The 26,084-nt window shown below is 53.5% G+C and carries 29 protein-coding genes; 13 read left to right on the top strand and 16 right to left on the bottom strand.

Annotation, left to right across the window (positions count from 1 at the left end; genetic code table 11):
- Positions 1-2: 2 nt before the first annotated feature.
- The 4 genes from ABJV08_RS04455 to ABJV08_RS04440 all read right to left on the bottom strand — a co-directional run bounded on the left by ABJV08_RS04455 (position 3) and on the right by ABJV08_RS04440 (position 3,603).
- On the bottom strand, positions 3-1,178 hold the full coding sequence (locus ABJV08_RS04455) for an acyl-CoA dehydrogenase family protein (protein ID WP_348041311.1): 1,176 nt from the start codon (positions 1,176-1,178) through the stop codon (positions 3-5).
- 8 nt (positions 1,179-1,186) lie between these two features.
- Complete coding sequence (locus ABJV08_RS04450) at positions 1,187-2,332, bottom strand: thiolase family protein (RefSeq protein ID WP_348041313.1); 1,146 nt, start codon at positions 2,330-2,332, stop codon at positions 1,187-1,189.
- A 2-nt stretch (positions 2,333-2,334) separates the two neighbouring features.
- Positions 2,335-2,748 carry an OB-fold domain-containing protein gene (locus tag ABJV08_RS04445; RefSeq protein WP_348041315.1) on the bottom strand — a complete coding sequence of 138 codons (414 nt, stop codon included), beginning with the start codon at positions 2,746-2,748 and terminating at the stop codon, positions 2,335-2,337.
- Positions 2,749-2,832: 84 nt separating this feature from the next.
- Positions 2,833-3,603 carry an SDR family oxidoreductase gene (locus tag ABJV08_RS04440; RefSeq protein ID WP_348041317.1) on the bottom strand — a complete coding sequence of 257 codons (771 nt, stop codon included), beginning with the start codon at positions 3,601-3,603 and terminating at the stop codon, positions 2,833-2,835.
- Between the two features lie 84 nt (positions 3,604-3,687).
- On the opposite strand from ABJV08_RS04440, the gene ABJV08_RS04435 reads away from it, so the two are divergent.
- Positions 3,688-4,068: a nuclear transport factor 2 family protein gene (locus ABJV08_RS04435; RefSeq protein WP_348041319.1), complete on the top strand. Its 381-nt coding sequence runs from the start codon at positions 3,688-3,690 to the stop codon at positions 4,066-4,068.
- A gap of 19 nt (positions 4,069-4,087) precedes the next feature.
- Here ABJV08_RS04435 and ABJV08_RS04430 read toward each other — a convergent pair whose 3' ends face one another.
- The 3 genes from ABJV08_RS04430 to ABJV08_RS04420 form a co-directional block, all read right to left on the bottom strand.
- Positions 4,088-5,227: an acyl-CoA dehydrogenase family protein gene (locus ABJV08_RS04430; RefSeq protein WP_348041321.1), complete on the bottom strand. Its 1,140-nt coding sequence runs from the start codon at positions 5,225-5,227 to the stop codon at positions 4,088-4,090.
- An 11-nt stretch (positions 5,228-5,238) separates the two neighbouring features.
- On the bottom strand, positions 5,239-6,450 hold the full coding sequence (locus ABJV08_RS04425) for an acyl-CoA dehydrogenase family protein (RefSeq protein ID WP_348041323.1): 1,212 nt from the start codon (positions 6,448-6,450) through the stop codon (positions 5,239-5,241).
- 86 nt (positions 6,451-6,536) lie between these two features.
- Positions 6,537-7,538 carry an NADP-dependent oxidoreductase gene (locus tag ABJV08_RS04420; RefSeq protein ID WP_348041324.1) on the bottom strand — a complete coding sequence of 334 codons (1,002 nt, stop codon included), beginning with the start codon at positions 7,536-7,538 and terminating at the stop codon, positions 6,537-6,539.
- Positions 7,539-7,835: 297 nt separating this feature from the next.
- Here ABJV08_RS04420 and ABJV08_RS04415 point away from each other — a divergent pair, with 297 nt between their 5' ends.
- The 4 genes from ABJV08_RS04415 (at position 7,836) to ABJV08_RS04400 (ending at position 10,983) form a co-directional block, all read left to right on the top strand.
- Positions 7,836-8,819, top strand: a complete 984-nt coding sequence (locus ABJV08_RS04415; RefSeq protein ID WP_348041326.1) for a thiamine pyrophosphate-dependent dehydrogenase E1 component subunit alpha — start codon at positions 7,836-7,838, stop codon at positions 8,817-8,819.
- On the top strand, positions 8,816-9,808 hold the full coding sequence (locus ABJV08_RS04410) for an alpha-ketoacid dehydrogenase subunit beta (protein ID WP_348041328.1): 993 nt from the start codon (positions 8,816-8,818) through the stop codon (positions 9,806-9,808). The genes ABJV08_RS04415 and ABJV08_RS04410 overlap by 4 nt, the downstream gene beginning before the upstream one ends.
- 7 nt (positions 9,809-9,815) lie before the next feature.
- Positions 9,816-10,049: a biotin/lipoyl-containing protein gene (locus ABJV08_RS04405; RefSeq protein WP_348041330.1), complete on the top strand. Its 234-nt coding sequence runs from the start codon at positions 9,816-9,818 to the stop codon at positions 10,047-10,049.
- A 121-nt stretch (positions 10,050-10,170) separates the two neighbouring features.
- Positions 10,171-10,983 carry a helix-turn-helix transcriptional regulator gene (locus ABJV08_RS04400; RefSeq protein WP_348041332.1) on the top strand — a complete coding sequence of 271 codons (813 nt, stop codon included), beginning with the start codon at positions 10,171-10,173 and terminating at the stop codon, positions 10,981-10,983.
- Positions 10,984-10,986: 3 nt separating this feature from the next.
- Here the strand turns inward: ABJV08_RS04400 and ABJV08_RS04395 are convergent, their stop codons facing one another.
- Positions 10,987-11,424, bottom strand: a complete 438-nt coding sequence (locus ABJV08_RS04395) for a PaaI family thioesterase (RefSeq protein WP_348041334.1) — start codon at positions 11,422-11,424, stop codon at positions 10,987-10,989.
- A gap of 2 nt (positions 11,425-11,426) precedes the next feature.
- A complete protein-coding gene (locus ABJV08_RS04390; protein ID WP_348041336.1) occupies positions 11,427-13,004 on the bottom strand; it encodes an aromatic ring-hydroxylating dioxygenase subunit alpha in 1,578 nt (525 codons plus the stop codon).
- Positions 13,005-13,196: 192 nt separating this feature from the next.
- On the opposite strand from ABJV08_RS04390, the gene ABJV08_RS04385 reads away from it, so the two are divergent.
- The 5 genes from ABJV08_RS04385 to ABJV08_RS04365 all read left to right on the top strand — a co-directional run bounded on the left by ABJV08_RS04385 (position 13,197) and on the right by ABJV08_RS04365 (position 17,128).
- A complete protein-coding gene (locus tag ABJV08_RS04385; RefSeq protein ID WP_348041338.1) occupies positions 13,197-13,826 on the top strand; it encodes a glutathione S-transferase family protein in 630 nt (209 codons plus the stop codon).
- A complete protein-coding gene (locus ABJV08_RS04380; RefSeq protein ID WP_348041340.1) occupies positions 13,823-14,371 on the top strand; it encodes a VOC family protein in 549 nt (182 codons plus the stop codon). Before ABJV08_RS04385 ends, ABJV08_RS04380 begins: the two co-directional genes overlap by 4 nt.
- Entirely contained in the window at positions 14,372-15,157 is a 786-nt protein-coding gene (locus tag ABJV08_RS04375; RefSeq protein ID WP_348041342.1) for a ThuA domain-containing protein, read from the top strand.
- A 41-nt stretch (positions 15,158-15,198) separates the two neighbouring features.
- On the top strand, positions 15,199-15,957 hold the full coding sequence (locus ABJV08_RS04370) for an SDR family oxidoreductase (RefSeq protein ID WP_348041344.1): 759 nt from the start codon (positions 15,199-15,201) through the stop codon (positions 15,955-15,957).
- 106 nt (positions 15,958-16,063) lie between these two features.
- Positions 16,064-17,128: an NAD(P)-dependent alcohol dehydrogenase gene (locus ABJV08_RS04365; RefSeq protein ID WP_348041346.1), complete on the top strand. Its 1,065-nt coding sequence runs from the start codon at positions 16,064-16,066 to the stop codon at positions 17,126-17,128.
- 12 nt (positions 17,129-17,140) lie between these two features.
- On the opposite strand, the gene ABJV08_RS04360 is transcribed toward ABJV08_RS04365, so the two are convergent.
- A complete protein-coding gene (locus tag ABJV08_RS04360; RefSeq protein ID WP_348041348.1) occupies positions 17,141-17,884 on the bottom strand; it encodes an enoyl-CoA hydratase/isomerase family protein in 744 nt (247 codons plus the stop codon).
- Positions 17,885-17,906: 22 nt separating this feature from the next.
- Positions 17,907-19,493, bottom strand: coding sequence for a fatty acid--CoA ligase (locus ABJV08_RS04355; RefSeq protein WP_348041350.1), 1,587 nt, complete (start codon positions 19,491-19,493; stop codon positions 17,907-17,909).
- A 147-nt stretch (positions 19,494-19,640) separates the two neighbouring features.
- Between ABJV08_RS04355 and ABJV08_RS04350 the strand changes: the two genes are divergently transcribed.
- On the top strand, positions 19,641-20,507 hold the full coding sequence (locus tag ABJV08_RS04350) for a TIM barrel protein (RefSeq protein ID WP_348041352.1): 867 nt from the start codon (positions 19,641-19,643) through the stop codon (positions 20,505-20,507).
- Here ABJV08_RS04350 and ABJV08_RS04345 read toward each other — a convergent pair.
- Genes ABJV08_RS04345 through ABJV08_RS04330 form a run of 4 tightly spaced genes read right to left on the bottom strand, consistent with a single transcriptional unit; the run spans position 20,426 to position 24,002 of the window.
- Positions 20,426-21,697 (bottom strand): serine hydrolase domain-containing protein, encoded by a 1,272-nt coding sequence (locus ABJV08_RS04345; protein ID WP_348041354.1) that lies wholly within the window; start codon positions 21,695-21,697, stop codon positions 20,426-20,428. The two genes, ABJV08_RS04350 and ABJV08_RS04345, sit on opposite strands and share 82 nt — an antisense overlap.
- Positions 21,698-21,706: 9 nt before the next feature.
- Entirely contained in the window at positions 21,707-22,348 is a 642-nt protein-coding gene (locus tag ABJV08_RS04340) for a 3-oxoacid CoA-transferase subunit B (protein WP_348041356.1), read from the bottom strand.
- A gap of 2 nt (positions 22,349-22,350) precedes the next feature.
- On the bottom strand, positions 22,351-23,295 hold the full coding sequence (locus ABJV08_RS04335; protein WP_348041358.1) for a hypothetical protein: 945 nt from the start codon (positions 23,293-23,295) through the stop codon (positions 22,351-22,353).
- Positions 23,295-24,002: a CoA transferase subunit A gene (locus ABJV08_RS04330; RefSeq protein WP_348041360.1), complete on the bottom strand. Its 708-nt coding sequence runs from the start codon at positions 24,000-24,002 to the stop codon at positions 23,295-23,297. The genes ABJV08_RS04335 and ABJV08_RS04330 overlap by 1 nt, the downstream gene beginning before the upstream one ends.
- A gap of 102 nt (positions 24,003-24,104) precedes the next feature.
- Between ABJV08_RS04330 and ABJV08_RS04325 the strand changes: the two genes are divergently transcribed.
- On the top strand, positions 24,105-25,178 hold the full coding sequence (locus tag ABJV08_RS04325; protein WP_348041362.1) for an esterase-like activity of phytase family protein: 1,074 nt from the start codon (positions 24,105-24,107) through the stop codon (positions 25,176-25,178).
- A gap of 4 nt (positions 25,179-25,182) precedes the next feature.
- On the opposite strand, the gene rpmB is transcribed toward ABJV08_RS04325, so the two are convergent.
- Positions 25,183-25,473 carry a 50S ribosomal protein L28 gene (gene rpmB / locus ABJV08_RS04320; RefSeq protein WP_348041364.1) on the bottom strand — a complete coding sequence of 97 codons (291 nt, stop codon included), beginning with the start codon at positions 25,471-25,473 and terminating at the stop codon, positions 25,183-25,185.
- Positions 25,474-25,651: 178 nt separating this feature from the next.
- On the opposite strand from rpmB, the gene tadA reads away from it, so the two are divergent.
- Complete coding sequence (gene tadA, locus ABJV08_RS04315; protein ID WP_348041773.1) at positions 25,652-26,083, top strand: tRNA adenosine(34) deaminase TadA; 432 nt, start codon at positions 25,652-25,654, stop codon at positions 26,081-26,083.
- Position 26,084 lies beyond the last annotated feature (1 nt).

Genomic DNA, 26,084 nt, shown 5'->3' with positions numbered 1-26,084 from the left:
GATTATCCTTCATTCGCAAGCTTGTGTGATTTTTTGATTTTCTTGGCGAGGGACCATTTGTGGACCTCGGTTGGCCCATCATAGACCCTAAAAGCTCGCACTTCGCGGAACACTTGTTCGACCACCGTATCTTTGCTCAGCCCTGTGCCGCCCATGACTTGGACGCAATTATCGGCGATGCGGAACAAGGCTTCGGAAACAGAAACTTTGGCCATGGAACTTTCGGTGGTTCCCAATGCGCCGGTATCGAGCACGGTGGCGCACCAGTCTATCATCAATTCGGCCTGCTTGAGATCGATTTGGTTCTGAGCGAGCATGAAACCAACGCCTTCGTGGTCGATCAGCGGTTTGCCGAAGGCCTGCCGTTTGCAGGCATAATCAATCGCGATTTCCTGCGCCCTGTCGCAGCAACCCAACCAGCGCATGCAATGAGTCAGTCGCGCCGGAGACAATCGCACCTGTGCATATTTGAAACCTTCGCCGCTTTCGCCCAGCATCTGATCCGCCGGGACGCGAAGATTATCGATTTGTACGACCGAGTGACTACCCGGCATCGAACTATCAATCGTGTCCAGCACGCGCTCGATCTTTATCGCAGGGTCGGGAAGGTCGACGAGAAACATCGTCGCTCCTTCTTCCGATTTCGCCATGACGATACCGACCTTCGCCCCTTTGGCACCAGTGATAAAAGTCTTGCGGCCGTTGATCACCCAATGGTTGCCATCCGGCTTGGCCGTGGTCTGCATCATCATCGGATCGGAACCCGCGCCATTTTCACTCGCTGGCTCGGTCATGAAAAAAGCGGAGCGTTCCCGGCCGGATACCAGCGGCTCCAGGAACCGCTCTTTTTGTTCCGGAGAAGCGCATTTGCCGAGCAGATACATATTGCCTTCATCGGGCGCGAACGTGTTCACGGCCAGCGGCCCAAGCGGCGACAAGCCAGACTTGCGTAGCACCAGCGCCGTTTCCAGATGCGTCAAATGACTGCCATCCTCGCGGATATGAGGTGTCAGAACACCAGCTTCTTTGGCCAGCACCCGCATTTCCTGCACCAGTCCGTCGGTCGGACCATGGTCTTCGCAACGGTCATCTTTTTCAAAGGCAAATATTTTTTCGCGAACGAAAGTCTCTACCCGTTCGGCTATGTCATGTGCCTCGGCACTGATATCTTTGGTCATCAAATCTCCTATCGTTGGAGAATCGTTACGGCAGATACGCCCGGTGCGCCATAGACCTGTGTATAGCCGGTTTTAGGATCACCCGGCACTTGCCGCTCGCCCGCGGTTCCGCGTAACTGCACCACATTTTCATAGACCTGACGCAAGCCCGACGCGCCGATAGGCTCGCCGCATGCTAGACAGCCACCGTCTGTGTTGACCGGCAGTTCGCCACGAATCTCGGTCTTGCCTTCGATCAGCCATTGTTCCTGATCCCCATGGGGACAGAATCCATTTTCCGCCATATGCATGATCTCCGCACCGGCTTCGGTATCTTGCAATTGGGCTATATCGATATCTTCCGGCCCCATGCCCGCCTGCTCGAAAGCTGCCTTTGCAGCCAGTTCTGTTGCCGTCCCACCGCGCTCGACATCAATAGAGGCAGCAAAGACTTCAAAAGAGCCCGTTGGCCGCGTTCGCATCACCGATGTTTTGAGGCGAATGAGCGGCATGCCCAATTCCTTGGCCTTTTTCTCGCTCGCCAGGATCAGCGCGACAGCGCCCTCAGCAGGCGAACAGAACATATATTTGTTAAGCGGATCGGAAATCATCGGCGCGTTCATAATCGTTTCGAGATCGACTTCGCTACGCCGCCACGCATGATCTGTTTTGGCACCATTACGAAACGCTTTCTCGGCAATGCGACCCAACACTTCCCGGCTAAGGTTATGCTCATGCAAATAGCGCATAATTTTGGCGCCAAAAAACTGCGTGGTCAGCATATAGCCGGCCTCGCCATACCAATTTGGCAGGCCATAGCTCGCCGGATCAGCGTTGAAAGCGCCGCGCGGATGCTTGTCAAAACCTACGGCCATGCCAATCTCATATTCACCCGACTTGATCGCGCTGGCCGCGGCATTGAGCGCAGAACCGCCAGTCGCGCAGCCATTGGAAACATTGATAAACTGAATGCCGGTCAGCCCGAGCTGGGACACCATATTGTCTGCATTGCCCGAAGCAGCAGAGCCACCAAAAGCAAATTGCACATCTTTCCATTCGATGCCGCTATCGGCGAGCGCCTGCCGTACAGCGAAAACCCCTTGATCCATCCCGTCACGTCCTTCGGTACGACCAAAAGGATGAATGCCTGCTCCTACAATACAAACGTCTGACATGATTATTCTCCCTGAACAGGCTTGAATGCGTGAATGAGTATTTGCTCCGACGGCGGCGCGTTTGGATCAAGCGGTATCGCCGTCAATTCTACTTCCATGCCAATTTTGACATCTTCCGGTTCAATGCCGGTCAAACGCGATTCCACCATAGTCTGCTCTGGCAGACTGACATAAGCGACCACATAAGGCTTGAATGTCTCGGGTTCGGCTGGTCCGGCATAGGGTGTCTTGGGCGGGAAGCGCTGGACGGTATATGTCCAGACTGTACCACGCGACGCCAAAGCGATCGGCTCGATATTGTCATTGGGAGTCAATGGCAATGGAAAGAATATATGTCCGGTTTCCTTGTTTCGCGCGCCAACAAGCGCGCTCATGTCAGAGGTGAACAGATTGTCGGCAATCGGCTGTGCGCTCACGAAACTCTCTCCCTTTTTCTGGAAGTCCTATAAGGTGGAAAGCAGGCCGCCAATAACTGCCAAAACGGCTAGGATAACCGGACGTCAGTATCCGGGATGAACCGCCAGCATCCCGCCATCAGCCAACAAATCGCTGCCGGTGACGAAACCACTATCATCACTGGCCAGGAACACTGCCGCCGCGGCAAGATCACTCCCTTGTCCGATTCGGTTAAAAGGTGACATGTTGGCGGCCATTTCGATCATACCAGGGACGGTTTTCGCTGCCGTATCGATAATGCCTGTATGGGTCGCACCGGGCACCAAATTGTTGCACCGAATATTATATCCGGCCTGCGCGCAGTGGACAGCGACTGATTTGGACAGCATCCGCACCGCACTTTTGGATGCCGTATAGGTCACATCTCCAGGAAGGGCAGCGAAGGCGCTGGTCGACGCAATATTGATGATGGAACCGCAAGATCCACCGGGATTTTCTTTCATGACTGCAATGGCTTTTTGACAACCCAGCATGACACCGGTCAGATTGATTGCGAGCAAATGATGCCAGCTGTCCAGATCGACATCTTCGATATTCTTGCCCATCACGATTCCAGCATTGTTGACCATGATATCGAGGCGGCCATATTCACTTTGGATTTTGGCCGTCACCTGATCCCAAGATACCGGCGCTGCGACGTCCTGCACCATGAACATCGCGCCCGCCGCCTCCGCGACGGACTGACCCAGTTCCTCTTGAACATCGGTGGACAGAACCTTCGCACCTTCTTTCACGAAGCGCTCGACCGTGGCCGCGCCAATACCCGATGCGCCGCCGGTTACAATCGCGACCTTACCCTCCAATTGACCTGACATATTCATCTCCCTATCTAATTCAGCAGAAGTCTATCCTGCCCCAACCATCTAGCTTCGACATAATTTATAGTGAAAGGATGCTTGATGCTCACGCCGGAACATATGCAGCAAACCGTGGACCAATATTTGTCCGCCATCAACGCCGGCGACATGCCAGCGGTGATGGCACTCTATGCCGATGATGCTTCGGTCGAAGACCCGGCTGGCACAGAGCCCAAGCGCGGCAATGCAATTCTGCAATTTTATACGAACGCCTTTTCCGGCGGCGCCAAGGTTGAATTGACCGGCCCGGTGCGCATTTCGGCCAAAGCAGCAGCCTTCCCATTTCGTGCCGAGATAGCAGGTCCGGAGGGACAGCTTACGGTCGTTGAAGTCATCGATATTTTTGAATTTGATCCCGATGGGAAAGTGGCCAAGATGACAGCTCATTTTGGGCCCACCAATTTGACAGTCCAGAACGCCTAGTTCGCTTAGTGGCGGTCGATCAATAACCGGAATTCTTCGCCCAACGATCACTATGGAAACCAGAATCACCAAACATCTGCTGTGCAACGTGCACGCGTTTGAAATAGAGCCCGACATCATATTCGTCGGTCACTCCGATTCCGCCATGCATCTGGATAGCCTCCTTGGTTGCCAGCTGCGCAACTTGTCCGGTTTTGGCCTTTGCCAGCGAACAGGTCAGGCCCGCATTGTCAAAATCCTCGTCGAGATCCTTCAGCGATTTAAGGACCGCCGATTTCATCATCTCTATCTCGGTCGCCAAATGGGCAGCTCGATGCTGCAATCCTTGAAAGGAACCAATTTTCTGCCCAAACTGCTCACGCTCTTTAAGATAGTCGGTCGTAACACCGAATACTTGCTGCGCGGAGCCCGACATTTCGGCACTCAACACGGCGCGACCGGCAGACAATATACCTTCCAGCGCGCCATAGCCGCCATCAAGCTCGCCTAGAATATCGTCACCCGTTACTTCGAGGCCATCGATCGAGATATTGGCGGCATTGCGACTATCCACCATCGGCGTATGCTCGCGCGTGATCTCCGGTGCATCAGCATCGATCAGGAATAACGTAATACCCTGCGGGTCGTTGCGCTCTCCCGACGTGCGGGCAGCAACAATTAGCTTGTCGGCAACGTGACCATCGGCAACGAAAGTTTTTGTGCCCGACAGCGAAAAACCATTGCCTGCCGGTTTGGCAGAAAATGCGACCTTATTGGGGTTGTGACGCGGGCCTTCATCTACCGCCAGAGCAAACAAGGTTTCGCCGCTGCTGATCGCCGCGAGATTTGCCTGCTTCTGTTTATCAGTTCCATATTGCTGAATCGCCGTGGCGCCCAGAACGGATGTAGAGAAAAAGGGAGAGGCGGTCAGATTACGGCCCATTTGTTCCGCCAGCACACCAGCACCAACATAGCCGAAACCGCTGCCGCCATGCTCTTCGTCTACGATAATCCCCGCCCAACCCATTTGCGCCATTTCCGACCAAAGCTCGCGACAGAACCCATCCGCTGGTTTATTGTCGCGTACCTTGCGAAAGGCAGCGACAGGCGCTTTTTCCGCTAGGAAGCCGTTCGCGGCATCCTGCAACATTTCTTGTTCTTCGTTGAGTATGAGAGGCATATTCGTTCGCCCTATTGGCTCGGCAGTCCCAAGACGCGCTTGGAAATGATGTTGAATTGAACTTCGGTGGTGCCGCCGAGGATCGAATAAGCCCGGTTGTAGAGCCAACTGCTTGCGAGACTGCCATATTCAATGCCATCCTCCCCAATAGTTGCACCGGTAGTGCCTTCGATATCCATCCGCAATTCGGTGCCACGCTTGGTCAATTCAGACGCCGCATATTTCAGCATGGAAGACTTGGCTCCCAGACCGTTGCCCGCATTGGCCTCGTCCGTCATGCGTTCGACCGTCAGATTATAGGCCCAATCGTCGAGCTCTGCTTGCGCAATAAGCTGGCGGAGAGAAGGGTCATCGAGCCGGTCAGCCTCATCCAGCCCGATCATCTCTGCTGCAAATTTTCCAAGACTTTCCGGTCCGCTGGTCCCGCGCAATGGAGACATTGTGCCTAACATTCCGCGCTCATGCACCAACAGGTTTTTCGCCACATCCCAGCCGCGATTGACCTCGCCGACGACCGCGTTATTGCCTTCACCATAGCTCTTTGGCACTTTGAGATTGTCAAAAAATGTCTCGCAAAATGGCGAGTGGCCGGAAATGAGAACGATTGGCTTCACGCTGATGCCTTCGCTCGCCATGTCGATCAGAATGAATGTGATACCCTTGTGTTTCGGGGCATCAAAATCGGTGCGGACCAGGCAGAAAATCCAGTCCGAAATATCTGCATTTGATGTCCAGATTTTCTGGCCGTTTATCAGCCAGTGATCGCCTTTGTCTTCACATTTCGTTTTAAGAGATGCCAGATCCGAGCCGGCTCCTGGCTCGGAATAGCCCTGACACCAGCGGATTTCACCGCGTGCGATTGCGGTCAAATGCTGTTGTTTCTGCTCATGCGTGCCATAGGCAAGCAATGCAGGGCCGAGCATCGAAATACCAAAATTGCTTAGCGGCTTCCGGGCATTGAGCGCCTGTCGCTCTTCATCGAGAATCTTTGCTTCGTCCGCAGACAGGCCAGCGCCGCCATATTCCTGCGGCCAAGTCGGAACGGTATAGCCTTTGGACAACGCACGCTCAAACCAGAGCCTCTGCGCCTCGGACTGGAATTCCCATTGGCGCCCACCCCAACACTGATTTTCAGCGGTAATATCACCATCACGCATTTCTGCGGGGCAGTTTTTTTCCAGCCATGCCCGCACTTCAGTACGGAAATTTTCCAGATCGCTCATGATCTAACCTCTCGTCACGAAAATGTCATATGTCAGCTTGCATGACGCGGGCACTGCGCATTTAGTTAGCGTTGTCATCCCGTGCATCAATCCAGACGAAGCATTTGCTTACCAAAATTCTGACCCGCGAACAGGCGCTTCAAGGTTGTCGGGATATTATCGAAGCCCTCTTGAATGTCTTCCTTGAAGGTAATTCTTCCTTCCTTAATCCACTGCCGCATACGCTTCTGAGCTTCTGGGAATTCGCTAGCATAGTCGGAGACGATGAAACCAGACATGCTGGCGCGTTTGAAGATCAGGTTGAAATAATTTTCTGGGCCTGCCGGCAAATTGCCCGTCTCATAGCGAGAGATCCCGCCGCAGATTGCCACCCGGGCGTGCAAAGCCAAATGCGCCAAGGCATCATTCAGAATCTTGCCGCCGACATTGTCATAAAAGACATTGATTGACTGCGGACAATGCTCTTTCAGTCCGGCTCGCACATCATCATTCTTATAGTCGATGGCAATGTCATAGCCGACTTCATCGGTCAGCCATTTACACTTTTCTTCACCACCCGCGATGCCAATGACGCGACAGCCTGCGATCTTGGCAATCTGACCAACCATCGAACCTGTGGCGCCGGCCGCACCAGACACAACCACTGTGTCTCCCGGCTGTGGCCGGCCATGTTTAAGCAGGCCAAAATAAGCCGTCATTCCCGTGGTGCCCAGCGCGCCCAAATTTGCTGCCAGCAGTTCATCGTCAGGCACTTTATTCAGCTCACCACCTGGAACATGCGCATAGTCCTGCCAGCGCAACATGCCCATGACTTTGTCACCTGCAGCGAATTTAGCATGCCGCGACTCGACAACGGTTCCGACGCCCGAACCACGCATCACTTCACCAATTTCCGTAGGCGCAACATAACCGCCAATATTCTCCATCCAGCCTTTTTGCGCCGGGTCAAATCCCAATATTTCGTTTTTAACCAGCACATGGCCTTCCGCACATTCCGGCACTTCGGTTACGACTTTCTTGAAATCATCGTCCACGAGTCCTCGTCCCTTGGGACGTCCGTTGATCAGCCACTGCCTGTTGTCGGTCATTATTTCTCTCCATTGGAAGACTTGGAAGCCTGTTAGACGGATTCAGCGAGACAATCGAACTGCCAGCTTTGATAGCTAGGCAAGCAATTGGCGAGATCATCATCTCCCTCAGCATCGGTTTTTGGAGAAAGACCAGAATATTCCATAGCAATTTTGCCAATCGCTATATTTGATCGCGGCACCTGACATTCGTTGCTTACTCCCTATAACAATAGTGGCGAGTGTCCCTACCTGCGCTATGAAGTTTTCAGCGAAAAGCGCCCCCATCAGAGGGCCGCAATTTTAAGGAGCAAAGCCTTGGCCAATATTGAACTGGCAGACAAAGACGTCCTCATAGATATTTTTACCCGCGCAGACCTCATCATGCAGTCGGATATCAAATTCCGTCAAATGATTGGCGCAGGACAATTGCAAATCGTCTATTATCCCGTCCGCGGCCAGGAAGTGGTCTCGTCGGCCATGATGGCTGCCGTGAATCAAGAAGACTATTTGGTCACGATATACCGTGGCCTGCATGATCAACTTGCCAAGGGCATTCCCTCCAAAGACCTTTGGGCAGAATTTGCTGGTAAAATGGCTGGCACTTGCAAAGGCAAGGGCGGCCCGATGCATATCACGCATCCCGAAACTGGCGTGATGGTCACCACCGGCATTGTGGGTTCCGGCATTCCGATCGCCAACGGCTTGGCACTCGGCAGCCAGCTCGACAAGGACGGCAAAGTCACGGTCTGTTGCTTTGGCGATGGTGCATCCAATATCGGCGCGTTTCACGAAGGGCTGAACATGGCCCAGGTCTGGAAGCTACCAGTCATTTTCTTATGCCAGAATAATCTGTATTCCGAACACACGCCAATGGCTTTTGCCACCAGCTCGGATTCCATAAAACAGCGCGGTGAAGGCCTTGGTATGCGTTCGGTGCAGGTCAATGGCAATGATGCCAGCGCTATGTATGCCGCGGCAAAGGAAGCCGTTGAATATGCGCGCGCCGGCCATGGGCCGACTTTGATCGAAGCAATGACCTTCCGTTTCCACGGTCACTTGCTCGGCGACACCAGCCATTATATTCCGAAAGAAGAAATGGAGCAGGCGAAGAAGGATGATCCAATGCCAATCCTGCGCCAACAGCTTCTCGATCTTCAGGTCAGCGAAGCTGATATTGCTACAATTGAAGCGAAAAATGCCGCGATCATAGAAGAAGCGTCGCAATTTGCGCTCGACACCCCTTATCCTCCCGGTGAGGAATATCGCATCGATGTTCTGGACGTGGAGATCGCAGCATGACCGAGAAACCAGCAGAAATCATGTTCGCCCAAGCCTGTAACATGGCCATGGCCAAAGCAATGGAAGACGATCCGAAAGTCATCATCATGGGCGAAGATATCGCCGATGAACAAGGCGGCGGCGTGTTTAAAGTCACCCTGGGCCTGTCCGAGAAATTCGGCACAGACCGCGTCCGTTCCACTCCAATTTCCGAGCAGGCGATTGTCGGTGCAGCCGTTGGCTCTGCGATGGTTGGCTACAAGCCGGTCGCCGAAATCATGTTGATGAATTTCATCACCGTTGCCATGGATCAGATCGTCAATCACGCTGCCAAATTGCGGTTCATGTCGGGCGGCCAAACCACCGTGCCGCTAACCATCCGCACAACCACTGGCGCCGGCACCGGCCTTGGCGGACAGCATAGTGATATGCTTGAAGCATGGCTCGCTCACGTTCCCGGACTCAAGGTTGTTGCAGCATCCAATCCGGCCGATGCTTATGGTCTGCTCTATTCGTCAATCATGGATCCAAATCCAGTGATCTTCATTGAGAATACGCCAGGCTATTTTGTCAAAGGCCCAGCGCCAGCGCCTGATCATATTGTGCCGCTAGGCAAAGCCTCTATTCCCCGCGAAGGCACGGATATCACGCTTATCGGTTATGGCAGCAGTATCAGCAGATGCCACGGCGCTGCAGACAAGCTCGCGGCAGATGGTATCTCATGCGAGATTGTCGATCTCCGCACCATCGCTCCCTTCGATGAAGAGACTGTCCTCAAAAGCGTTGCCAAAACCAAAGCCGCGGTGGTCGTTCACGAAGCGGTCCGCAACTTTGGGGTCGGCGCAGAAATTTCGTCACGTATTCATGAAGAACTGTTCTCCGAACTCAAGGCCCCCGTTGGACGGGTGGGCTCTGGCTATGCGCCGGTTCCCTTCTCACCAGCGATCGAGAAAGCCTGGATGTTCAATCAGGATGACGTCGAACGCGAAGTACACAAAATCTTAGGGTAAAATTACAATGGCTACAGAAATACGTATACCAAAGCTGGGTTTTAGCATGGAATCCGGCATCCTGGCAGAATGGTTGGTCGAAGATGGAGCGGATGTGACCGCAGGACAGGAAATCTATGCGCTGGAAAATGAGAAATCGACGCAAGAAGTCGAATCACCAGCGACCGGAAAACTGAAAATTGTCATCCAGGCCGATGGGGAAGAATACCCCGTTGGCGAGCTAATCGGCACGATCGAATAGGAAAGGCTGAACGGGCCCATCCCTCCTATCACTATAAATAGGAATGTTTGGTTGACTGCAAAACCAAACAAAGCGACACACTGCGGACAATAATGATAAATGTCGCAAGGAGTGTAGCTGGATGGCCGAGAATTTTATCGCCGAAATCCCCGAAATTGGTCGGAAGAGATTTCGCGCGAATCTGGACAGTGTCACCATTACAGTTCCAGCGGAAATTCGTCCTGCAGCTGAAGCGGTTCATGAGATCGCGCTTTCCTATGGATTCCGCATCGCGGTTTCAGCGGATATTTCATCCAAGGCCCATCTGGTTGATGCCGACGGCAATTTGATCAACAAGGATGTGTTCGGTTGGGTCGCCGAAGGAGAACGCTGGTGGGAAGATACCCGTCTAGCACTCAGCTCGCCCCTACCGAGAGCCTGTCGTTATGAGAGCGAACCAGTCTGGTGCAATGCAGAAGGTTTTCACGGCCATTGGCCTAATGAATATCTCGACAAAATCGACCTCAAAGATTTTTATACGCAAGGGGCTACCACCAAGTCGGCAATACTGATTCCTGTTCACCTTCCCTTCGGTCAGATTGCCGCGGTTAGCTTCACGCCACTTGACCAGGAAATAACCGATCTAACTCAGCCTTATCGGCTCTATTCGGATTTTTTCGCGATTGTGACCGGCCGGTTCGTCACTGGCTATGTCCTCGCCATGCGTGAAAAGCACAGGATGCCGGCCAATTGCATCCTATCCAAGCGCGAAGCCGAATGCCTGCATTGGGCCGCCATTGGCAAGACCGACAAAGAGATCAGCATGATCCTCTCGCTTAGCCATGCCACGATCCGCTATCACGTTAACCGGGCCGGGCAAAAGCTGAACAGCGTCAATCGCGGACAAACAATTTTCAAAGCCGGTCAGTTGGGATATCTCGGCGCCACCGACTAACGCCTATCTCCGCAATATAGCGAATACTGCAGTCATCGTCATAAGCACAACATCTCCACAGACTATTCGTCCGCTGCAATAAGCCGTGCGTTTGCTCATACGGTCGATGCTCGCATGAGCTTCGACCCAATCACCAAGATTGGCTGCTGCTAGAAAATTTGTATTCAGGCTCATGGTTGCCACGGGCAAGCGGGGTCGTTCGGCCTCGTGCACCTGCAGGCTGAGGGCGACATCGGCAAGTGTCCCCAGGACGCCCCCATGGGCAACCTTGATATGATTAATCTGGCCTTTGTGAATCCGCGCCCCAACGACGATGCGATCGCCATCTGAGCGGACATAATAAGGCCCAGCCATATCCAGAAACGGGTTGGAAAATGTCGCCCGTTCAAAGCCGTCCGGGATATTGTTCCCCGAGATATTGTCCCCAGAGCTATCGTTCAATGTCAGGCAACCGCTTTTTTCGGACTCTTCGGTGGCTCTTCAGAATTTAGCCACAGATCGAGGGTTTCATGAAAATGGCGGAGTTTTGATTCCTGATATTCAGCAAAGAGGGACACGCCGTTCGGTTGACTCTTCACACCTTTTTGCATGGCTTTGTGATTCAGATAATCCTGATTGAAAATCTTGTTCAGATAGCTGCCGAATTCGGTCGCCTGCGTATAATCGTCATGCAGGTCCAAGAAAGTGCATTTTGCTGGTTCGGGACGTTCCGCACCTTCGGGCAACGGCACCATGAACATTACCTCATGTAGGGATTGCTCTGGGTTATCGCCATCCGGCCTAAACCGATAGAAGATCGGATTGAAGTCCGCCCAAGGACTGAAGTTCGGAAAAACGCTGTAGAAGATAGCGTCCACGAGATCTGCATCGCTGATATCGTCCACCATATCGCCCCAAGCCGGCCGCATTTCCTCACGCCGCGCCTGGGCCGCGTCATCCCGTAAAGCATGAGCCGAAACGTCGGTATAGACCATCGGCATCTCTTCCTCTTCCGGCGCAATCTTGCCTCCGATCCAGTTGCACATATGCGGATCGGCTGATTTTAGATCGCCTTCGATATAGTTGGATTCCATATCGAAAATACCGCTTTTTCCGTTAGGCAGAGAGACTTTGACTCGATTTTCTTCCAGCCGTTCAAACTTGTGTTTGCTGATCGGGTGAATGAAACTCTGGAATGCCTTGGCATCGGGGAAGGCGGTTGGATCCGGGTTTACCAGATCGGTATGCGGACTAGGTTGACCATGAGCGGACATCGCTCGGGACACATTGTGCCAGACATCATATTTGCTGTTCGCATCGGCAAAAGCAGGCATCAGTTCAGGATGCGTGCCGACAACGTGGTAGGACTCCATGAAAGCTTCCTGCGCAATTTTCCAATTGCACGGCAAGCGCTTGATCATGTGAGCGGCTTTGTACCGGCGTTCGAACGGGATCTGGAAGTGGCGGTCGATATCACCAAGAAAATCTTCCAATGGTTCACAATTGGGGTCAGGGTTGATGAACACGAAACCACCCCATTCGCCAATACGGACTTCCTGTAAACTGTGGGTCTCTTCGCTCACTGATGGAAAATCCCACTGGCAGGGCACTTCCTTCAGCTTGCCATCCAGTTCCCAAGACCAGCCATGGAACGGACAACGCAACGCCTTTTGTCCCTTTTTGTGATTGTCGCATATAGCCCTGCCCCGGTGCATACAGCTGTTGGGAAAGGCTTTGATTTCATCTTCGGACACACGGACGATCAGAAAAGAAAGTCCGGCAATATCGTAGACAAACGTATCTCCAACGTCCTTGATATCGTCCTTATGACAGGTCATCTGCCAGACGCGTTTCCAAAGCATCTCTACTTCGCGGTCATGTTCTTCCTTGGTCCAGTAGCGACTGACTTCAACAGTCGTGACGCCTGGCTCCATTGGCGATTCTTCAAGAAATATGGCGGGAGGCGCAACTTTATCACCTTCCAGCAATTCGGTGTAGGAAATGCCGTTCGACCGATTATGTCCGGTTAACGTCTCGACCATTATCTTCTCCTGAAAACAGATATTCTTTGACGATCAAGTTAGCGCATAGGTTGGGCGTTGCCACTAGTGATTCTGGCAGCCGACCCTGTTGTTTTTGAGAGGATAGCGCGGACCCGTTACCTGTGTATCCTCTCTTCCAAGAAGCAGATATGAGTCTGCCGGTGTCCAACATGCGCAAAGGAGAAAATTTCCGTGAAACTCTACTCGAGTCTAGGCCCGAACCCTCGCCTTGCGCGGATGTTCTTGGTGGAAAAGAATATCGAAGTCGAACGAATCCATCTCGACATTATCACGGGCGAGAATCGCTCGGATGAATATGCGCAGAAGAATGTGATGCAAACGACGCCGACACTGGAACTCGACGATGGCACCTTGCTGACCGAGTCGACCGTGATTTGCGAATATCTTGAAGAATATAAACCAGACCCGGTGCTGATCGGATCGACCGCTTTGGAGCGCGCCGAAACACGGCGCTGGGCGCGACGCATTGATCAAGAAATAGCCATTCCCATGACCATGGGGTTCCGTGGTGGCGCGGGCCGCCCGATGTTCGAGCCACGGATGAACGTGGTAAGCACCGAAGCAGCAGCCGAGCTGTCCGCTATGTCAGACAAGCACTGGAACTGGCTCGACGGCCAATTGGGCAAAAAAGACTATATTTGCCACGACCGACTGACCTTGGCGGATTTGGTGGCCTTCTGTTTCATCAAATTTGGCGGCACGGTTGGGTGGAGCCTGCCAGCGGGTACAGACAATCTGGCGCGCTTTACCGCGATGATGGAAGAAAGGCCTTCGGCCGAAATCTGGCGTGGTGAAGAATGAACGAAAAACCTGCCTCTCTCGCTAAGCTCGGCTCGATCATGCAGATCAGCTATGTGCCGGACGACTATGATGCAGCGCTTGACTATTGGACCACAAAAATGGGCGCTGGCCCTTTTTTCCACACCGAAGTTGTCGAGCTGGAAAATGTCAAATATCGCGGCGAGCCATCGGACATCCAGTTTTCAATGGCGATCGGCTATTGGGGCGATATCCAGGTCGAGCTCATCCGTCCGAACAACGACGCACCATCGATGTTCAAGGATTGGCGCGAGAAGGGGTTGCAGGGCGTCCAGCATCTCTGCCTCATAGTCGATGATCTCGAACATGCCCGCGCCTTGACCCAAGATGCCGGCGGCGAAATCATCCAGGAAGTCAGTTTGCCCGGCGGCGCCGGTGGAGCATTTTACGCCGATTATGGCGGTGGACCGGGAACCATCATAGAATATCTGCAAATCCCGCAAGCCGGTATCGACGGTTTTGGCGCAATGCGCCAAATGCATCTCGACTGGGATGGAAAAACAAACCCCGTGATAGGAAAAGAATAGATGAGCGAAGCGCCAGAACGCCGCCCCGACCAGAAACCGATTCAGTGCGTATTGGTCGCAGCTGGCAAATATCATGATATCGATTATGCCAGACTCGAAGTGATGAAGCTGCTCGCCGAGGATGACCGCATCCGGGTGCGGGTATTCGAGGACTACGAAAATCTTGATGCGATCAAGAACGCTGATTTTCTGGTAAGCTATACTTGCGACGTACAACCCAGTGCAGCGGCACAGAAAACGATACAGGATTTCGTCAATGGTGGCGGTCGCTATTTTGCATTGCATGGCACCAACGCCGTTCTGAAATTTCTAGAAGATGGTCTGGTCGACGCCCCGGATGAAATGCCGGTCTTCGCCGACACGCTCGGCACACGCTTTTTATCCCATCCGCCGATCATTCCCTTCACGGTCGACAACGCCCAGCCGGACCATCCGCTCGTAAAAGGCATCCCCAGTTTTGAAACCACCGACGAGCAATATCTCGTCGAAACCCGGGCGGAGCTCGATATTCTGCTCGATACCGAGTATAATGGCGAAGACGATATTAGCGGCTTTGTCCACAGCGACATCAAGAAGAGCCGTCACCCTGTATTCTATATCCGCCGCATGGGCGAAGGCGCCGTACTCTATCTGACCATGGGACATTGCCGCGGCCATTATGACATGGAGCCAGTGCTCGACTGGTGGCCGGAAGTAGATCGGTCCGGTTGGCAGCAACCGATCATTTATGACCTGCTCAGACGCGGGATCGGCTGGAGCTGCGAAACTACCATCGCCAAATTCTAAACGAAAAACCAACACCAGAAAAAACGTAAAAGGAGCATAAAATGGATTTAGGACTCAAGGGCAAAAAAGTCATTCTAACCGGCGGAAGCCGGGGCCTCGGGCGCGCAGCGCTGGAGCATTTCGCCAAAGAAGGCGCAGATGTTGCATTTTTCTCCCGCAATGCTGAGCAAGTCGCAGCTGCAAAAGGCGAACTGGAAGCCCATGGCGGCAAGGTTGTCGCCGATGCGCTGGATATGACCGATATTGATGGCTATGCCGCGTGGCTTGAAAAAGCTGCCGGCGATCTCGGCGGCTGTGATATTTTCATTCATAACGTTAGCTCGTCTGGCGCTGGCGCTACCGGCGATTGGGAAGTCACTTTCCAGACCGATATTATCGGCGCGGTCAAGGCGATGGAAGTGCTCGAACCGCATCTCGAAAAATCCGACGATGGCAGCGTGATCTTCATGTCCTCCACCGCCGCATTTGAAACCTTTGTCGCACCACAGGCATTTAACGCGATGAAAGCCGCGCTGATCACCTTTGGCAGCCAACTCAGCCAGTCGTTGGGGCCCAAGGGCATCCGCGTGAACATGGTGTCCCCTGGACCGATCAAATTCCCAGGCGGCAACTGGTCACAGATCGAAGCCGGTATGCCGGAGTTTTACGAAATGACCAAAGCGGGTTTTGCTTTGGGTGACTTCGGCAATGCTGATGATGTCGCACGCAGCGTCGTCTTCCTTGCCAGCCCGGCATCAAGCTACACGACAGGCGCGCATCTCGTGATCGATGGTGGCTTCACCAAACGCGTCCAATTCTAAGCGCTTTCTGCCCCGCACTTGATGCGGAGCAATATAGACAGCAATGCTTCGTCTCCCGGGTTCCGGCTTATCCGCCGGAACCCGATTTTGTTTTAAAGGCATGATCATGACCGACAAGCAGACCAACGAATATTCCGCCAAAGGCTATGCCACCCATGCATCGGATCAGCCGCTTGAACCCTTTGCATTCAACCGCCGGGGCCTGCGGAACGATGATGTTCTGATCGAGATATCGCATTGCGGCATCTGTCATTCAGACCTGCACACCGCTCGCAATGACTGGGGTGGAAGCAAATATCCGGTGGTCCCGGGTCATGAAATTGTTGGTCATGTCAGAGCGGTTGGCGAAGATGTCAGCGACTTTGCAGAAGGCGACCGTGTTGCCATAGGCTGCATGGTTGATGCCTGCCTCGAATGTGATCATTGCGCGCAAGGCCTGGAACAATATTGCCTGAACGGCATGACTGGCACCTATGGCGGCAAAGACCGCCGCGATGGCAGCATCACCCACGGTGGCTATTCTGACAAGATCGTTGTGCGCAAGGAGTTTGTCCTACGCATTCCCGACGGCCTGGACATGGGCGCGGCAGCTCCCTTGCTCTGTGCCGGAATCACCACTTATTCTCCGCTCAAACAATGGAACGTCGGACCGGGTAGCAAAGTGGCGGTCGTCGGCCTTGGTGGTCTCGGGCACATGGGAGTTAAGCTTGCCGCTGCAATGGGCGCAGAGGTCACGGTCTTGACCCGCACCGAAGACAAGCTCCCGGACGCGCGAGCTTTGGGCGCAAAAAATATATTATTATCGACTGACCGCGCCGCGATGAAGGCCGCTGCCAACAGCTTTGATATGATATTGAACACCGTTCCGGTTCCGCACCCGGTAACCCATTATATGCCCTTGTTGAAAATCGACTGCGCCCAGGTGTTGGTCGGCGTTATCGGTGTCCTTCCGGAAATGCACAGCGGCCATCTTCTGGGCCGGCGGATCCTCACCGGATCAGGCATTGGCGGCATTGCCGAAACGCAAGAAATGCTGGATTTCTGTGCCGAGGAAAACATCCTTCCAGAGATAGAGATGATCGCGATGCAGGATGTGAACAACGCCTATGACCGGATGGAAAAATCGGATGTCCGATACCGGTTTGTGATTGATATGGAGACGCTCGCTTAAACTAGCGCGAGCCTATTTGCCTTTGCCCATAAAGGCTGCAATTCGTTCGTGCATGTCGGGGCCATGGCCCTCGCTTTCCATCACTTCCCATTGTAGGCCTGCGTCGATCGGTCCCCCATCGGTTGCCTCCAAGAGGCGCTTATTCGCGGCATGGGAGAAGCCCGAATTGGCAACGATCTTCTGAGCCAATGTCGCAACCTCGCTATCGAAATCCTCGAGCGGTACCACGTTTTCCGCCAATCCTATGCGCATAGCTTCATCGGCATTGATCATGTCAGCGGTGAACATCAGGCGTTTCGCGGTCGCGATCCCAACCCGGCGTGGCAGACGCTGGCTCATTCCCCAAACCGGGGTCAGCGCCCATTTTGCATGAGTGTCGCCAAAACGAGCGGAGTCAGCCGCGAGGATGAAATCTGCTGCCAGAGCCACTTCCAGCGCGCCTGTATAACAATGGCCATGTACCGCGGCGATAACCGGCTGAGGGAGCTTTTCCAACATGCGCAAAGTTTCGGAATGCCAACCGGCGGACGGCACCGCCTCACCCTCGGCAATGTCACCCAAGTCGTGGCCAGCTGAGAAGCATTTCCCTGCTCCGCGCAGCACGACACAAGCGATGCTTTTATCTTTGCGCAAATCCGCAACATGGCTTCGCAACTCTCGAAACATCGCGACGGTCAGAGCATTGAGCTTATCCGGACGATTGAGCGTCAGAAGCGCCCAACCATCTTGATCTTCGCGGAGCACCAGATTTGTCATATTGCGTCCTCTATCCCAAAAATCAGTTTACCGCCCGGTCTTTGCCTTCCCAATAAGGTGCCCGCAGATCCTTGCGCAAAATCTTGCCCGAAGGATTGCGTGGCAAAGCATCGATAAAATCAACCGATTTCGGGCATTTAAAACCGGCAATCCGCTCGCGAGCATCGCTGATCAATTCGGCTTCGGTCAGCTCTTGACCCGCTTTGACAACAACACAGGCTTTGACCGCCTCCCCCCATTTTTCGTCAGGAATCCCGATGACCGCCACGTCGGCAACCTTTGGATTGGCGTAGATCGCGTTTTCGACCTCCGCCGGGTAGACATTTTCTCCACCCGAAATGATCATGTCTTTGAGCCGGTCCTGAATATAGAGATAGCCGTCCTCATCAAGAGAGCCAGCATCTCCGGTGCGCAACCAGCCTTCGGCGTCGATCGTTTCGGCTGTGGCATCCGGCCGGTTCCAATAGCCTTTCATATTTTTGGCCGATCGCGTTGCGATTTCGCCAATCGTGCGCGGTGGCAATGTCTTTTCTGTATCCGGATCTATGATCTTGATCTCGACCCCCGGCAAAGGCGTCCCCACAGACCGCATTTTCTCGTTGCCGTTCACGTCATGATCTTCGGGATTGAGCGTCGTGATAGTGCCGCTTGTTTCGGTCATCCCGTACATCTGGACAAAACCGCAGCCCAGCACATCCATGGCCTGCTTCATCAACTCGAGCGGGATGGGCGAGGCACCATAGGTGATATATTTGAGATCTGAGAAATCGACTTCTTTGGCCCGCGGATGATTGAGCAGAATCTGGATCGCTGCCGGAACCATGAAGATCTTCGAAATCGTATATTGTTCGATCAGATCCAGAGCCTGCGTCGGATCATATTCCGGCAGAACAATAGCGCTGCCGCCGCTGAACATCACAGCCAGTCCTGTGCCGGTGCCGCTTATGTGGAAACAAGGCATAGCGAGCAGAGTGATCTCGCCCGGTATCGGCTTCTGCCAATCCATCAGATCGTCCTCGGTAAGACCAGCACTGCGCGATGAAAAAATCGATCCACTCGTCATGATCGCGCCTTTGGGATGACCTGTCGTTCCCGATGTATAAAGCTGCAGCGCGTCATCTTCTTCCGCGCAAGGCGTCAAGGGGTCGACTGGATCAAAACCGTCTCGCCAGTCCGGATAGGCGGCGAAGTTACCTTCGGCCTTCTCGCTGCCCAATATCAGTTCGACATGTTCCAGACGGTCTTGGATCTTGCGCACAAGATCATCAAAACCAGGGCCGATGAAGAGAGTTTTTGCCTGACTATCGTTCAGGATATAGGCCACTTCAGGCGGCGCCAGTCGCCAATTGACCGGAACCATGACGGCGCCCAATTTGGCGGCTCCGACCAATATTTCAAAATAGAGATGGCTGTTCTTGCCCATATAGGCGATCCGATCGCCTTTGCTGACACCTCTGGAGGCCAATGCCTGTGCGGCTCGATTGCTTCCGCTATCCAGGGCAGCATAGGTCATCTCATCACCTTCAAAGGTGAAGACGACCGTGTCCGGCTGTTCCTGCGCGTGAAAACGCACCACATCGCCAATGGAAATAATCTCTTCTTCCGTCATATCTTCATCCTCTTTGCGCGATTCTGTGATCGGCTATGCCTCCGAATACATAGGGATGGTGGAGGAGCATACAGCCTAGCATATTGACTAGCCCGCAAGACCGAAATCCAATGGCAAAACACCGCCTTGCTGTTCTAGAGTTGGATCATGCACAAACTCGCATTGCATCAGATCACGATGATGGACGGCGGACCGGAAGGCCTCGTGCGCTTTGCCGCCAAAGCTGGGCTCGATCGGGTTTGCCTGTTCACCGCTACACCAACCGACGAAAATGGCAGGAATATGTTCCCGATAGTCGGGGCAGCCAAGGTGAAGTCGTTTCAAGATCTGTTGCGCCAGCATGATGTGCGAGTCATCAACGCTGAATATTTTCCGGTCATGAATGGGCAAGATGTTTCGCATTATCTGCCAGCGATCGCTTTGGCCGCAGAGCTCGGCGCCAAGCGACTGGTGACCCATATTCACGACACCTCTCGGCAACGTGCGGAAGATCAGCTGTTTGATTTGTGCGAAATGGCCAATGACAACGGGCTGGAAGTTGGTCTCGAATTTACCGGCTTTGCACATGGATGCAACAGTCTGAATGCCGCCGTCGCGCTGCACGACCGGATGAACAAATCCAATCTGAAGATAGCGATAGACGCGCTCCATCTTTTCCGCACTGGCGGCACGTTGGATCATCTAAAAGCCGTGGATCCGGCAATCATCGGCTATGTCCAGCTGTGCGATGGTCCTGATTTTCGACGGTCAGATGATTATGTTCCAGAAGCCATGAACCGGATGATACCCGGCGAAGGCGTGTTCCCGCTAAAAGAGCTCGTTTCCCTGCTTGGACCACATGTCGATATCGACATCGAGGTGCCCAATTTCGAGATTGTTGCGGAAGACGAGAGAAAATCATGGGCGAATCGCGCCATTGCCGCCAGCCAGAGTCAGTTCGATAAAGCAGGCACATCAGTTGGCGGAGCTGGCAAAGGCACCTCTGACAAATCAAGCCAATCGCTCACGGACTGACCATAATAGCTATCGAGCACCGCGAAAGGTATGGTGAAAGGCCTACCCCAGCCGTTGTTCCACATCGCGACCACGCCCGTGCGGGCAGCGGGATCGAATATCATTGTCGCCCGATAGCCATCCACCGCCCCGCTATGTCCGACCAATTGCCGGCCAGTATAGTTGAAACTACGCCAACCCAGTCCGTAAGATGGTGTTGTAAGAGCCCGTGCGAGGTCGCCGCCATAAACCCGCCCCGTCCTTACCAATGGTGCCTGAGCGATTGCGATCGTCTCACGGGACAATATCGGTTCATCAACACCCATCTGAGCGCGCATCCAGCGCGCCATGTCGACAATATCACTGTTAACGCCGGCAGCAGCCGGTACCCGCCAGTAGGATTCCGACAGGGTTAGCACTTCATCGCCACGATGAGGCCGCGCCCAGCTTTCTGCGCCGGTGAGCCCTATCCGTCCAAATTGTGCGCTGCTCATGCCCAGAGGGCCAAAAAGCTGCTCTCGCACCGCGCCGGAATATAATGTTCCCGTCGCCTGTCCCAATATCTCGCTAACCGCATCAAAAGCGATATTCTGATAGCTGTGGCAGGTGCCTGGCTCGCACTTCAAAGGCGCCACCGAAAGCTGGCCACGCAGCAAGCTTGGACTTTCTCCATCCTCCAGCTTGTTGTCATAGGAATTTTTGGTGAGACCGGTCTGGTGTGACAGCAACTGGGCTAGGGAAATTCGCATCTCTGCGCTTTTCGGAAGCCGCAGAGACGTTTGCCAGCCGCTGAGCGGGGCTTCGAGATTAAGCGTGCCTTCTGTTGCCAATTTTGCGGCCAGTGAGCCAGCGACACCTTTTGATACCGACGCCCAACGGAACACCGTCTGCGGTGTCACTGGTTCTCCGCTGCGCTTGTCCGTTACACCATATGTCCGCACGAAGCGGATCTCGCCATCCTCGACAATCGCAATAGCCAATCCGGCCATTTCCGGGCGCGCCGCCATAGCGGCAAAGTCGCGGTCGAGATTGCGATAGTCGATCTTGCCCTGCCAGTCGTCCGGTTCGGTGGGCAATGACGATTTTCGCTCTGGCTCGAGGAGCGCTGACAGAGGAAAGCCGACCTGCTGTTCAACGAGAGTTCGATAGCCATACCAGCCAACAAGCAGAAGTGCGGCAACCCCGAACAGCAGCGCGAGAAATTTTCTCACGTTCGATATTTAAAGTGCAGATTCATATGTCGCAGTCGTTTTCGCAGCGACATCTTCTGCACTGACGCCCGGAGCTAGTTCGATCAGCTGGAAAGGGCTGTCATGATCCTTGCGCCGAAAAACACAAAGATCGGTTATGATCATATCGACCACGTTGGTGCCGGTTAGCGGCAATGTGCATGCGGGAATAAACTTGGAACTCCCGTCCTTCGCGCAATGATCCATGACAACGATAATCTGCTTCACGCCCGCGACCAAATCCATGGCACCGCCCATGCCTTTGATCATCTTCCCGGGGATCATCCAGTTGGCAATATCGCCATTTTCAGCGATTTCCATCGCTCCCAATACGGTCAAGTCAATATGCCCGCCCCGAATCATCGCAAAGCTGTCGGATGAGCTGAAATAGCTTGAAGAAGGCAGCTCGCTGATCGTTTGCTTGCCGGCGTTGATCAGATCGGCATCAATCTCGTCCTCATAAGGAAATGGGCCGATGCCGAGCATCCCGTTCTCGCTTTGCAACGTGACCTCAACGCCCTCGGGAATATGGTTGGCAACCAGCGTCGGGATGCCAATTCCAAGATTCACATAATAGCCATCCTGCAGTTCCTGCGCCGCCCGAGCGGCCATTTCATCACGAGTCCAGGGCATATCTATCCTTCTTTATCTTCGGGCTTTGCCGTTATTGCGTCGGTGGCTTCCACCAGAGGCGGCGGCGTTATAAACCAACCATTGTTGAACATATTCTCTAACGTGATTGCGCCATCGGGATCCCGCAAATAGTCATATAGCTCATCAAAATCTGCGCGGTCGTCGCCTGCTATGGCAACGATGCAATAATTGCGCGCAGCATCCCAGCGCCGAACCTGTTTGCGATCATCCCCGCCGCGGTCCAGGAAAAGGAAATCATCCGATTCGGAGTGCGAAAATTCAGCTTCGTTCAGAATGGCCGATATTTTCTGCGATGCCGCTACAGGTTGATCAGACAACCAAATCACACTGATTTCGGCGGCGCGCAGACGTTGCAATATTTCAACCAGGCCATTTTGCCGATAAAGCGTCTCGGCTTCCATCCAATCTTGGCTATTCTTCTCATCCAGATCAATCGCCACAGCCAATGGCTTGCCTGCACATCCTATTGTTTTCGGTTTGAAGATATCGACGCGCGGGATCAGCACCACCGATTCAACGCCTTCTCCCGCTTGCTGTCTGGCCGATTGCTTCAAAGCATGTGCAACGAAATCGGCATAAGGCGAAGTTCCCGGTCCCAAGGGGCCAGAGAAACGCGAGCTGTAATCAGCCACATCACGATCAATGCCAGCTTCTACAACATCCAGAGAGCCGCCTTGTCCGGAGAATTTCTCATCCGCATCGATCAGAGCATCTATGACATCGACGTGGGGGCTGATCGTGACAGTACCAACCGGCATAGCCAGATCAATGGCACCTGCTGAGACCAGTTCCTGCTTGGCCCTGATGCGATCCACCTGTTGCTTGCCGATAGTCCCGAAAGCCGCGAGCGGCAACAATGCTGCCACGCAACCGGAGAGCAATGGCAGAGTAGCCAATGCGATCAGGGACAGGGGCCTGCGAGTCATCAGGCTTCTTCGCGCTCCCGTGTCATCCGGAATTCGATTTTCTTATCATAAGGTGCACCGCTGATCAGTCGTTTGACATATATACCCGGCACGTGGATGCAATCCGGATCCAGTTCCCCCACTTCGACAATCTCTTCAACCTCGGCAACACAGATCTTGCCTGCGGTTGCCATCGGTGCGTTGAAATTGCGCGCAGTCTTGCGGAACATCAGATTGCCTGCCTTATCTGCTTTCCAGCCCTTGATCAGGCATAGATCTGCAAAAATGCCGCGTTCCAGGATATAGGTGCTTCCATCAAAATCCTTATGCTCCTTGCCTTCGGCAACCTGCGTGCCAACGCCGGTCTTTGTGTAAAAACCTGGAATACCGGCTCCGCCAGCGCGGCACCGTTCAGCCAGAGTGCCTTGCGGACAAAATTCAACTTCAAGCTCACCGGAGAGGAATTGACGCTCGAATTCCTTATTCTCGCCCACATAAGAAGAGATCATTTTTTTCACCTGCCGCGAGCGAAGCAGTTTACCGAGACCTTCATTATCAACTCCAGCATTGTTGGATGCAATTGTCAGGCCCTTGACTCCGTCACTCTGAATCGCGTCGATCAACCTTTCCGGAATCCCGCACAGGCCGAAGCCGCCAACACAAAGATGCATTTCATCGAACAAAAGACCGCTGAGAGCGGCGGCTGCATCCGGGTAGATTTTTTTCATATTCGGGCTTCCTTGACAGATTGCCAGTCATCTAGCGCAGGTAGCGCCCGAGCGTCCAGAATAGAATATGTTTGAACCCACTTATCGGTTATGGGCAGCACCATGATCCGCTTGTTTGCTTGTTTATCGCTTTTATTTTTTCTCGTGCCGGTCACTTATGTACGCGGGCCCGCACCGCCGGCTAACGATAGCCAATATATCAAACTCGAACCAATTGCTCTCGATGCAAAGGACGCAAACCGCACCAAGGTTGGTCGCCTCAAGTTTCTTGGGGGCTGGAAAATTACCAGCGACAATGCGGCCTTCGGTGGCATATCATCCATGCTAGCACTACCGGACAGCCGTTTCTTGATGCTCAGCGACAATGGCTCGCTTGTCGGGTTTACCTTCGATGAAGATAAGCATCAGGCGGTTCGTCCGTTCATTGCCCCCCTGCCAGACGGCCCGGCAAAGCCCAATGAATTTGCAGAGCAAAATTGGGATTCCGAATCCCTGCTTCACGATCCTGAAACGAGCCAATTCTGGGTCAGCTATGAGCATCAACATAGTATCTGGCGCTACGGCCCGTCCTTTGCGCGGAAAGAATCCGCACATTATCCGAAAGCGATGCAAAAATGGCCTGAAAATGGAGGGGCAGAAGCCATGCTCCGATTGAACGATGGCCGTTTTCTAGTCTTTTCGGAATCGGCAGAACATTCGGAAGGCGGCTATCAGGCACTAATATTTGATATCGACCCGTCCAATCCGGAAAGCCAGTCAGTCCGCTTCGGATATAAGCCCCCAAAGGGCTACAAGCTAACGGACGCTACCATGCTCGATGATAGTTCCGCTTTGATGCTACACCGGCGCTTCACGCCGCTCGATGGGATGTCTGCGATATTGTCAATCGCTCAGCTTGAGGATTTCCAACCGGGGGAGATAGCGACATCCACCCAGATCGCTACTCTGAAACCGCCGTTGAAAGTTGATAATATGGAAGCTCTGGCTGTCACGCAGGACGGTAAGGAAAAGATCATCTGGATAGCCTCGGATGACAATTTTTCACCGCTGCAGGAAACGCTGTTCCTCAAATTCAAACTGCTGAAGGGGAAGACTGCTCAGAAAAAGCGCGACTCTAGAGGCAAAAATGAAAAAGCCGGAGCGAACCCCGGCTTTTCAACATTCGAAAAAGATTGATCGCTTAAGCGGCAGGTGCCTGCTTTTTCACGATTTCCCTTTTGAGGCGCTTGACCCGCAGGCTTAGCTTATCATCTTTGGTCTTTAGCAACCAATTGTCGAGGCCGCCGACATGTTCCACTGAACGCAGACCATGGGTGGAAACCCTCAGTTTCACACCTTTGCCGAGTGTGTCGGACAAAAGGGTTACATTTTGCAGGTTGGGCAAAAATGTCTTCTTGGTCCGGTTTTTGGCGTGGGACACATTATTGCCTACCAGCCGAGTCTTACCTGTCAGTTCGCAAATCCGCGACATCGCTTAGTCCAATTTTTTGTTATTGAATGATTCCCAGCGGGAAAGAGCGGTCCCCTAACCTCAATCAGTCCATGCGTCAAGCATATCGGGGCCAAATTGCACGATACGTCTGACTATGGCCTTCCCGTCGGTTCCCCGCTAATCCTTAGCGATGGTAGCAACAAAATTCACCTCTTTCATGGACGACGCGCTAAAATCGGCCAATGCGGCCATCGCTGTCGGGGAAGTGCCAGTAGGCGCGGTGATCGTGAAAGATGATAAAATCATTGGCCGGGGCCATAATCGCACCCGCATCGACAATGATCCCACTGCCCATGCCGAGATGGTAGCGATTCGGCAGGCGACGCAGTTTCTTGGCAATGATCGACTCGAAGGTTGCGATCTATGGGTCACATTGGAACCATGTACCATGTGCGCAGGCGCCATCGCCCATGCCCGCATTGCACGGCTCTACTTCGGAGCGGATGACCCTAAGGGTGGCGCGGTCGATAGCGGGGTCAAATTCTTCGAATCGCCAACCTGCCATCACAAACCGGAAGTCTATGCAGGAATAGCAGAAGATATTTCCGCGAAATTGCTTGTAGAATTTTTCCAGAGCCGCCGAAACTAGA

Origin of the sequence: Parasphingorhabdus sp. (genome assembly GCF_039982395.1) — a bacterium.
In the GTDB taxonomy this organism is placed as follows: domain Bacteria; phylum Pseudomonadota; class Alphaproteobacteria; order Sphingomonadales; family Sphingomonadaceae; genus Parasphingorhabdus.
This window is presented reverse-complemented; position numbering and strand designations above follow the sequence as displayed.

Excerpts from the sequence above, each read along its gene's own strand:
- ABJV08_RS04355 (WP_348041350.1), bottom strand. The coding sequence starts at position 19,493 with ATGACGGAAGAAGAGATTATTTCCATTGGCGATGTGGTGCGTTTTCAC.
- ABJV08_RS04350 (WP_348041352.1), top strand. The coding sequence starts at position 19,641 with ATGCACAAACTCGCATTGCATCAGATCACGATGATGGACGGCGGACCG.
- tadA (WP_348041773.1), top strand. The coding sequence starts at position 25,652 with ATGGACGACGCGCTAAAATCGGCCAATGCGGCCATCGCTGTCGGGGAA.
- ABJV08_RS04330 (WP_348041360.1), bottom strand. The coding sequence starts at position 24,002 with ATGAAAAAAATCTACCCGGATGCAGCCGCCGCTCTCAGCGGTCTTTTG.
- rpmB (WP_348041364.1), bottom strand. The coding sequence starts at position 25,473 with ATGTCGCGGATTTGCGAACTGACAGGTAAGACTCGGCTGGTAGGCAAT.
- ABJV08_RS04325 (WP_348041362.1), top strand. The coding sequence starts at position 24,105 with ATGATCCGCTTGTTTGCTTGTTTATCGCTTTTATTTTTTCTCGTGCCG.
- ABJV08_RS04400 (WP_348041332.1), top strand. The coding sequence starts at position 10,171 with ATGGCCGAGAATTTTATCGCCGAAATCCCCGAAATTGGTCGGAAGAGA.
- ABJV08_RS04440 (WP_348041317.1), bottom strand. The coding sequence starts at position 3,603 with ATGTCAGGTCAATTGGAGGGTAAGGTCGCGATTGTAACCGGCGGCGCA.
- ABJV08_RS04370 (WP_348041344.1), top strand. The coding sequence starts at position 15,199 with ATGGATTTAGGACTCAAGGGCAAAAAAGTCATTCTAACCGGCGGAAGC.
- ABJV08_RS04420 (WP_348041324.1), bottom strand. The coding sequence starts at position 7,538 with ATGACCGACAACAGGCAGTGGCTGATCAACGGACGTCCCAAGGGACGA.
- ABJV08_RS04430 (WP_348041321.1), bottom strand. The coding sequence starts at position 5,227 with ATGCCTCTCATACTCAACGAAGAACAAGAAATGTTGCAGGATGCCGCG.
- ABJV08_RS04340 (WP_348041356.1), bottom strand. The coding sequence starts at position 22,348 with ATGCCCTGGACTCGTGATGAAATGGCCGCTCGGGCGGCGCAGGAACTG.
- ABJV08_RS04380 (WP_348041340.1), top strand. The coding sequence starts at position 13,823 with ATGAACGAAAAACCTGCCTCTCTCGCTAAGCTCGGCTCGATCATGCAG.
- ABJV08_RS04435 (WP_348041319.1), top strand. The coding sequence starts at position 3,688 with ATGCTCACGCCGGAACATATGCAGCAAACCGTGGACCAATATTTGTCC.
- ABJV08_RS04375 (WP_348041342.1), top strand. The coding sequence starts at position 14,372 with ATGAGCGAAGCGCCAGAACGCCGCCCCGACCAGAAACCGATTCAGTGC.
- ABJV08_RS04450 (WP_348041313.1), bottom strand. The coding sequence starts at position 2,332 with ATGTCAGACGTTTGTATTGTAGGAGCAGGCATTCATCCTTTTGGTCGT.
- ABJV08_RS04365 (WP_348041346.1), top strand. The coding sequence starts at position 16,064 with ATGACCGACAAGCAGACCAACGAATATTCCGCCAAAGGCTATGCCACC.
- ABJV08_RS04410 (WP_348041328.1), top strand. The coding sequence starts at position 8,816 with ATGACCGAGAAACCAGCAGAAATCATGTTCGCCCAAGCCTGTAACATG.
- ABJV08_RS04455 (WP_348041311.1), bottom strand. The coding sequence starts at position 1,178 with ATGACCAAAGATATCAGTGCCGAGGCACATGACATAGCCGAACGGGTA.
- ABJV08_RS04405 (WP_348041330.1), top strand. The coding sequence starts at position 9,816 with ATGGCTACAGAAATACGTATACCAAAGCTGGGTTTTAGCATGGAATCC.
- ABJV08_RS04390 (WP_348041336.1), bottom strand. The coding sequence starts at position 13,004 with ATGGTCGAGACGTTAACCGGACATAATCGGTCGAACGGCATTTCCTAC.
- ABJV08_RS04360 (WP_348041348.1), bottom strand. The coding sequence starts at position 17,884 with ATGACAAATCTGGTGCTCCGCGAAGATCAAGATGGTTGGGCGCTTCTG.
- ABJV08_RS04425 (WP_348041323.1), bottom strand. The coding sequence starts at position 6,450 with ATGAGCGATCTGGAAAATTTCCGTACTGAAGTGCGGGCATGGCTGGAA.
- ABJV08_RS04335 (WP_348041358.1), bottom strand. The coding sequence starts at position 23,295 with ATGACTCGCAGGCCCCTGTCCCTGATCGCATTGGCTACTCTGCCATTG.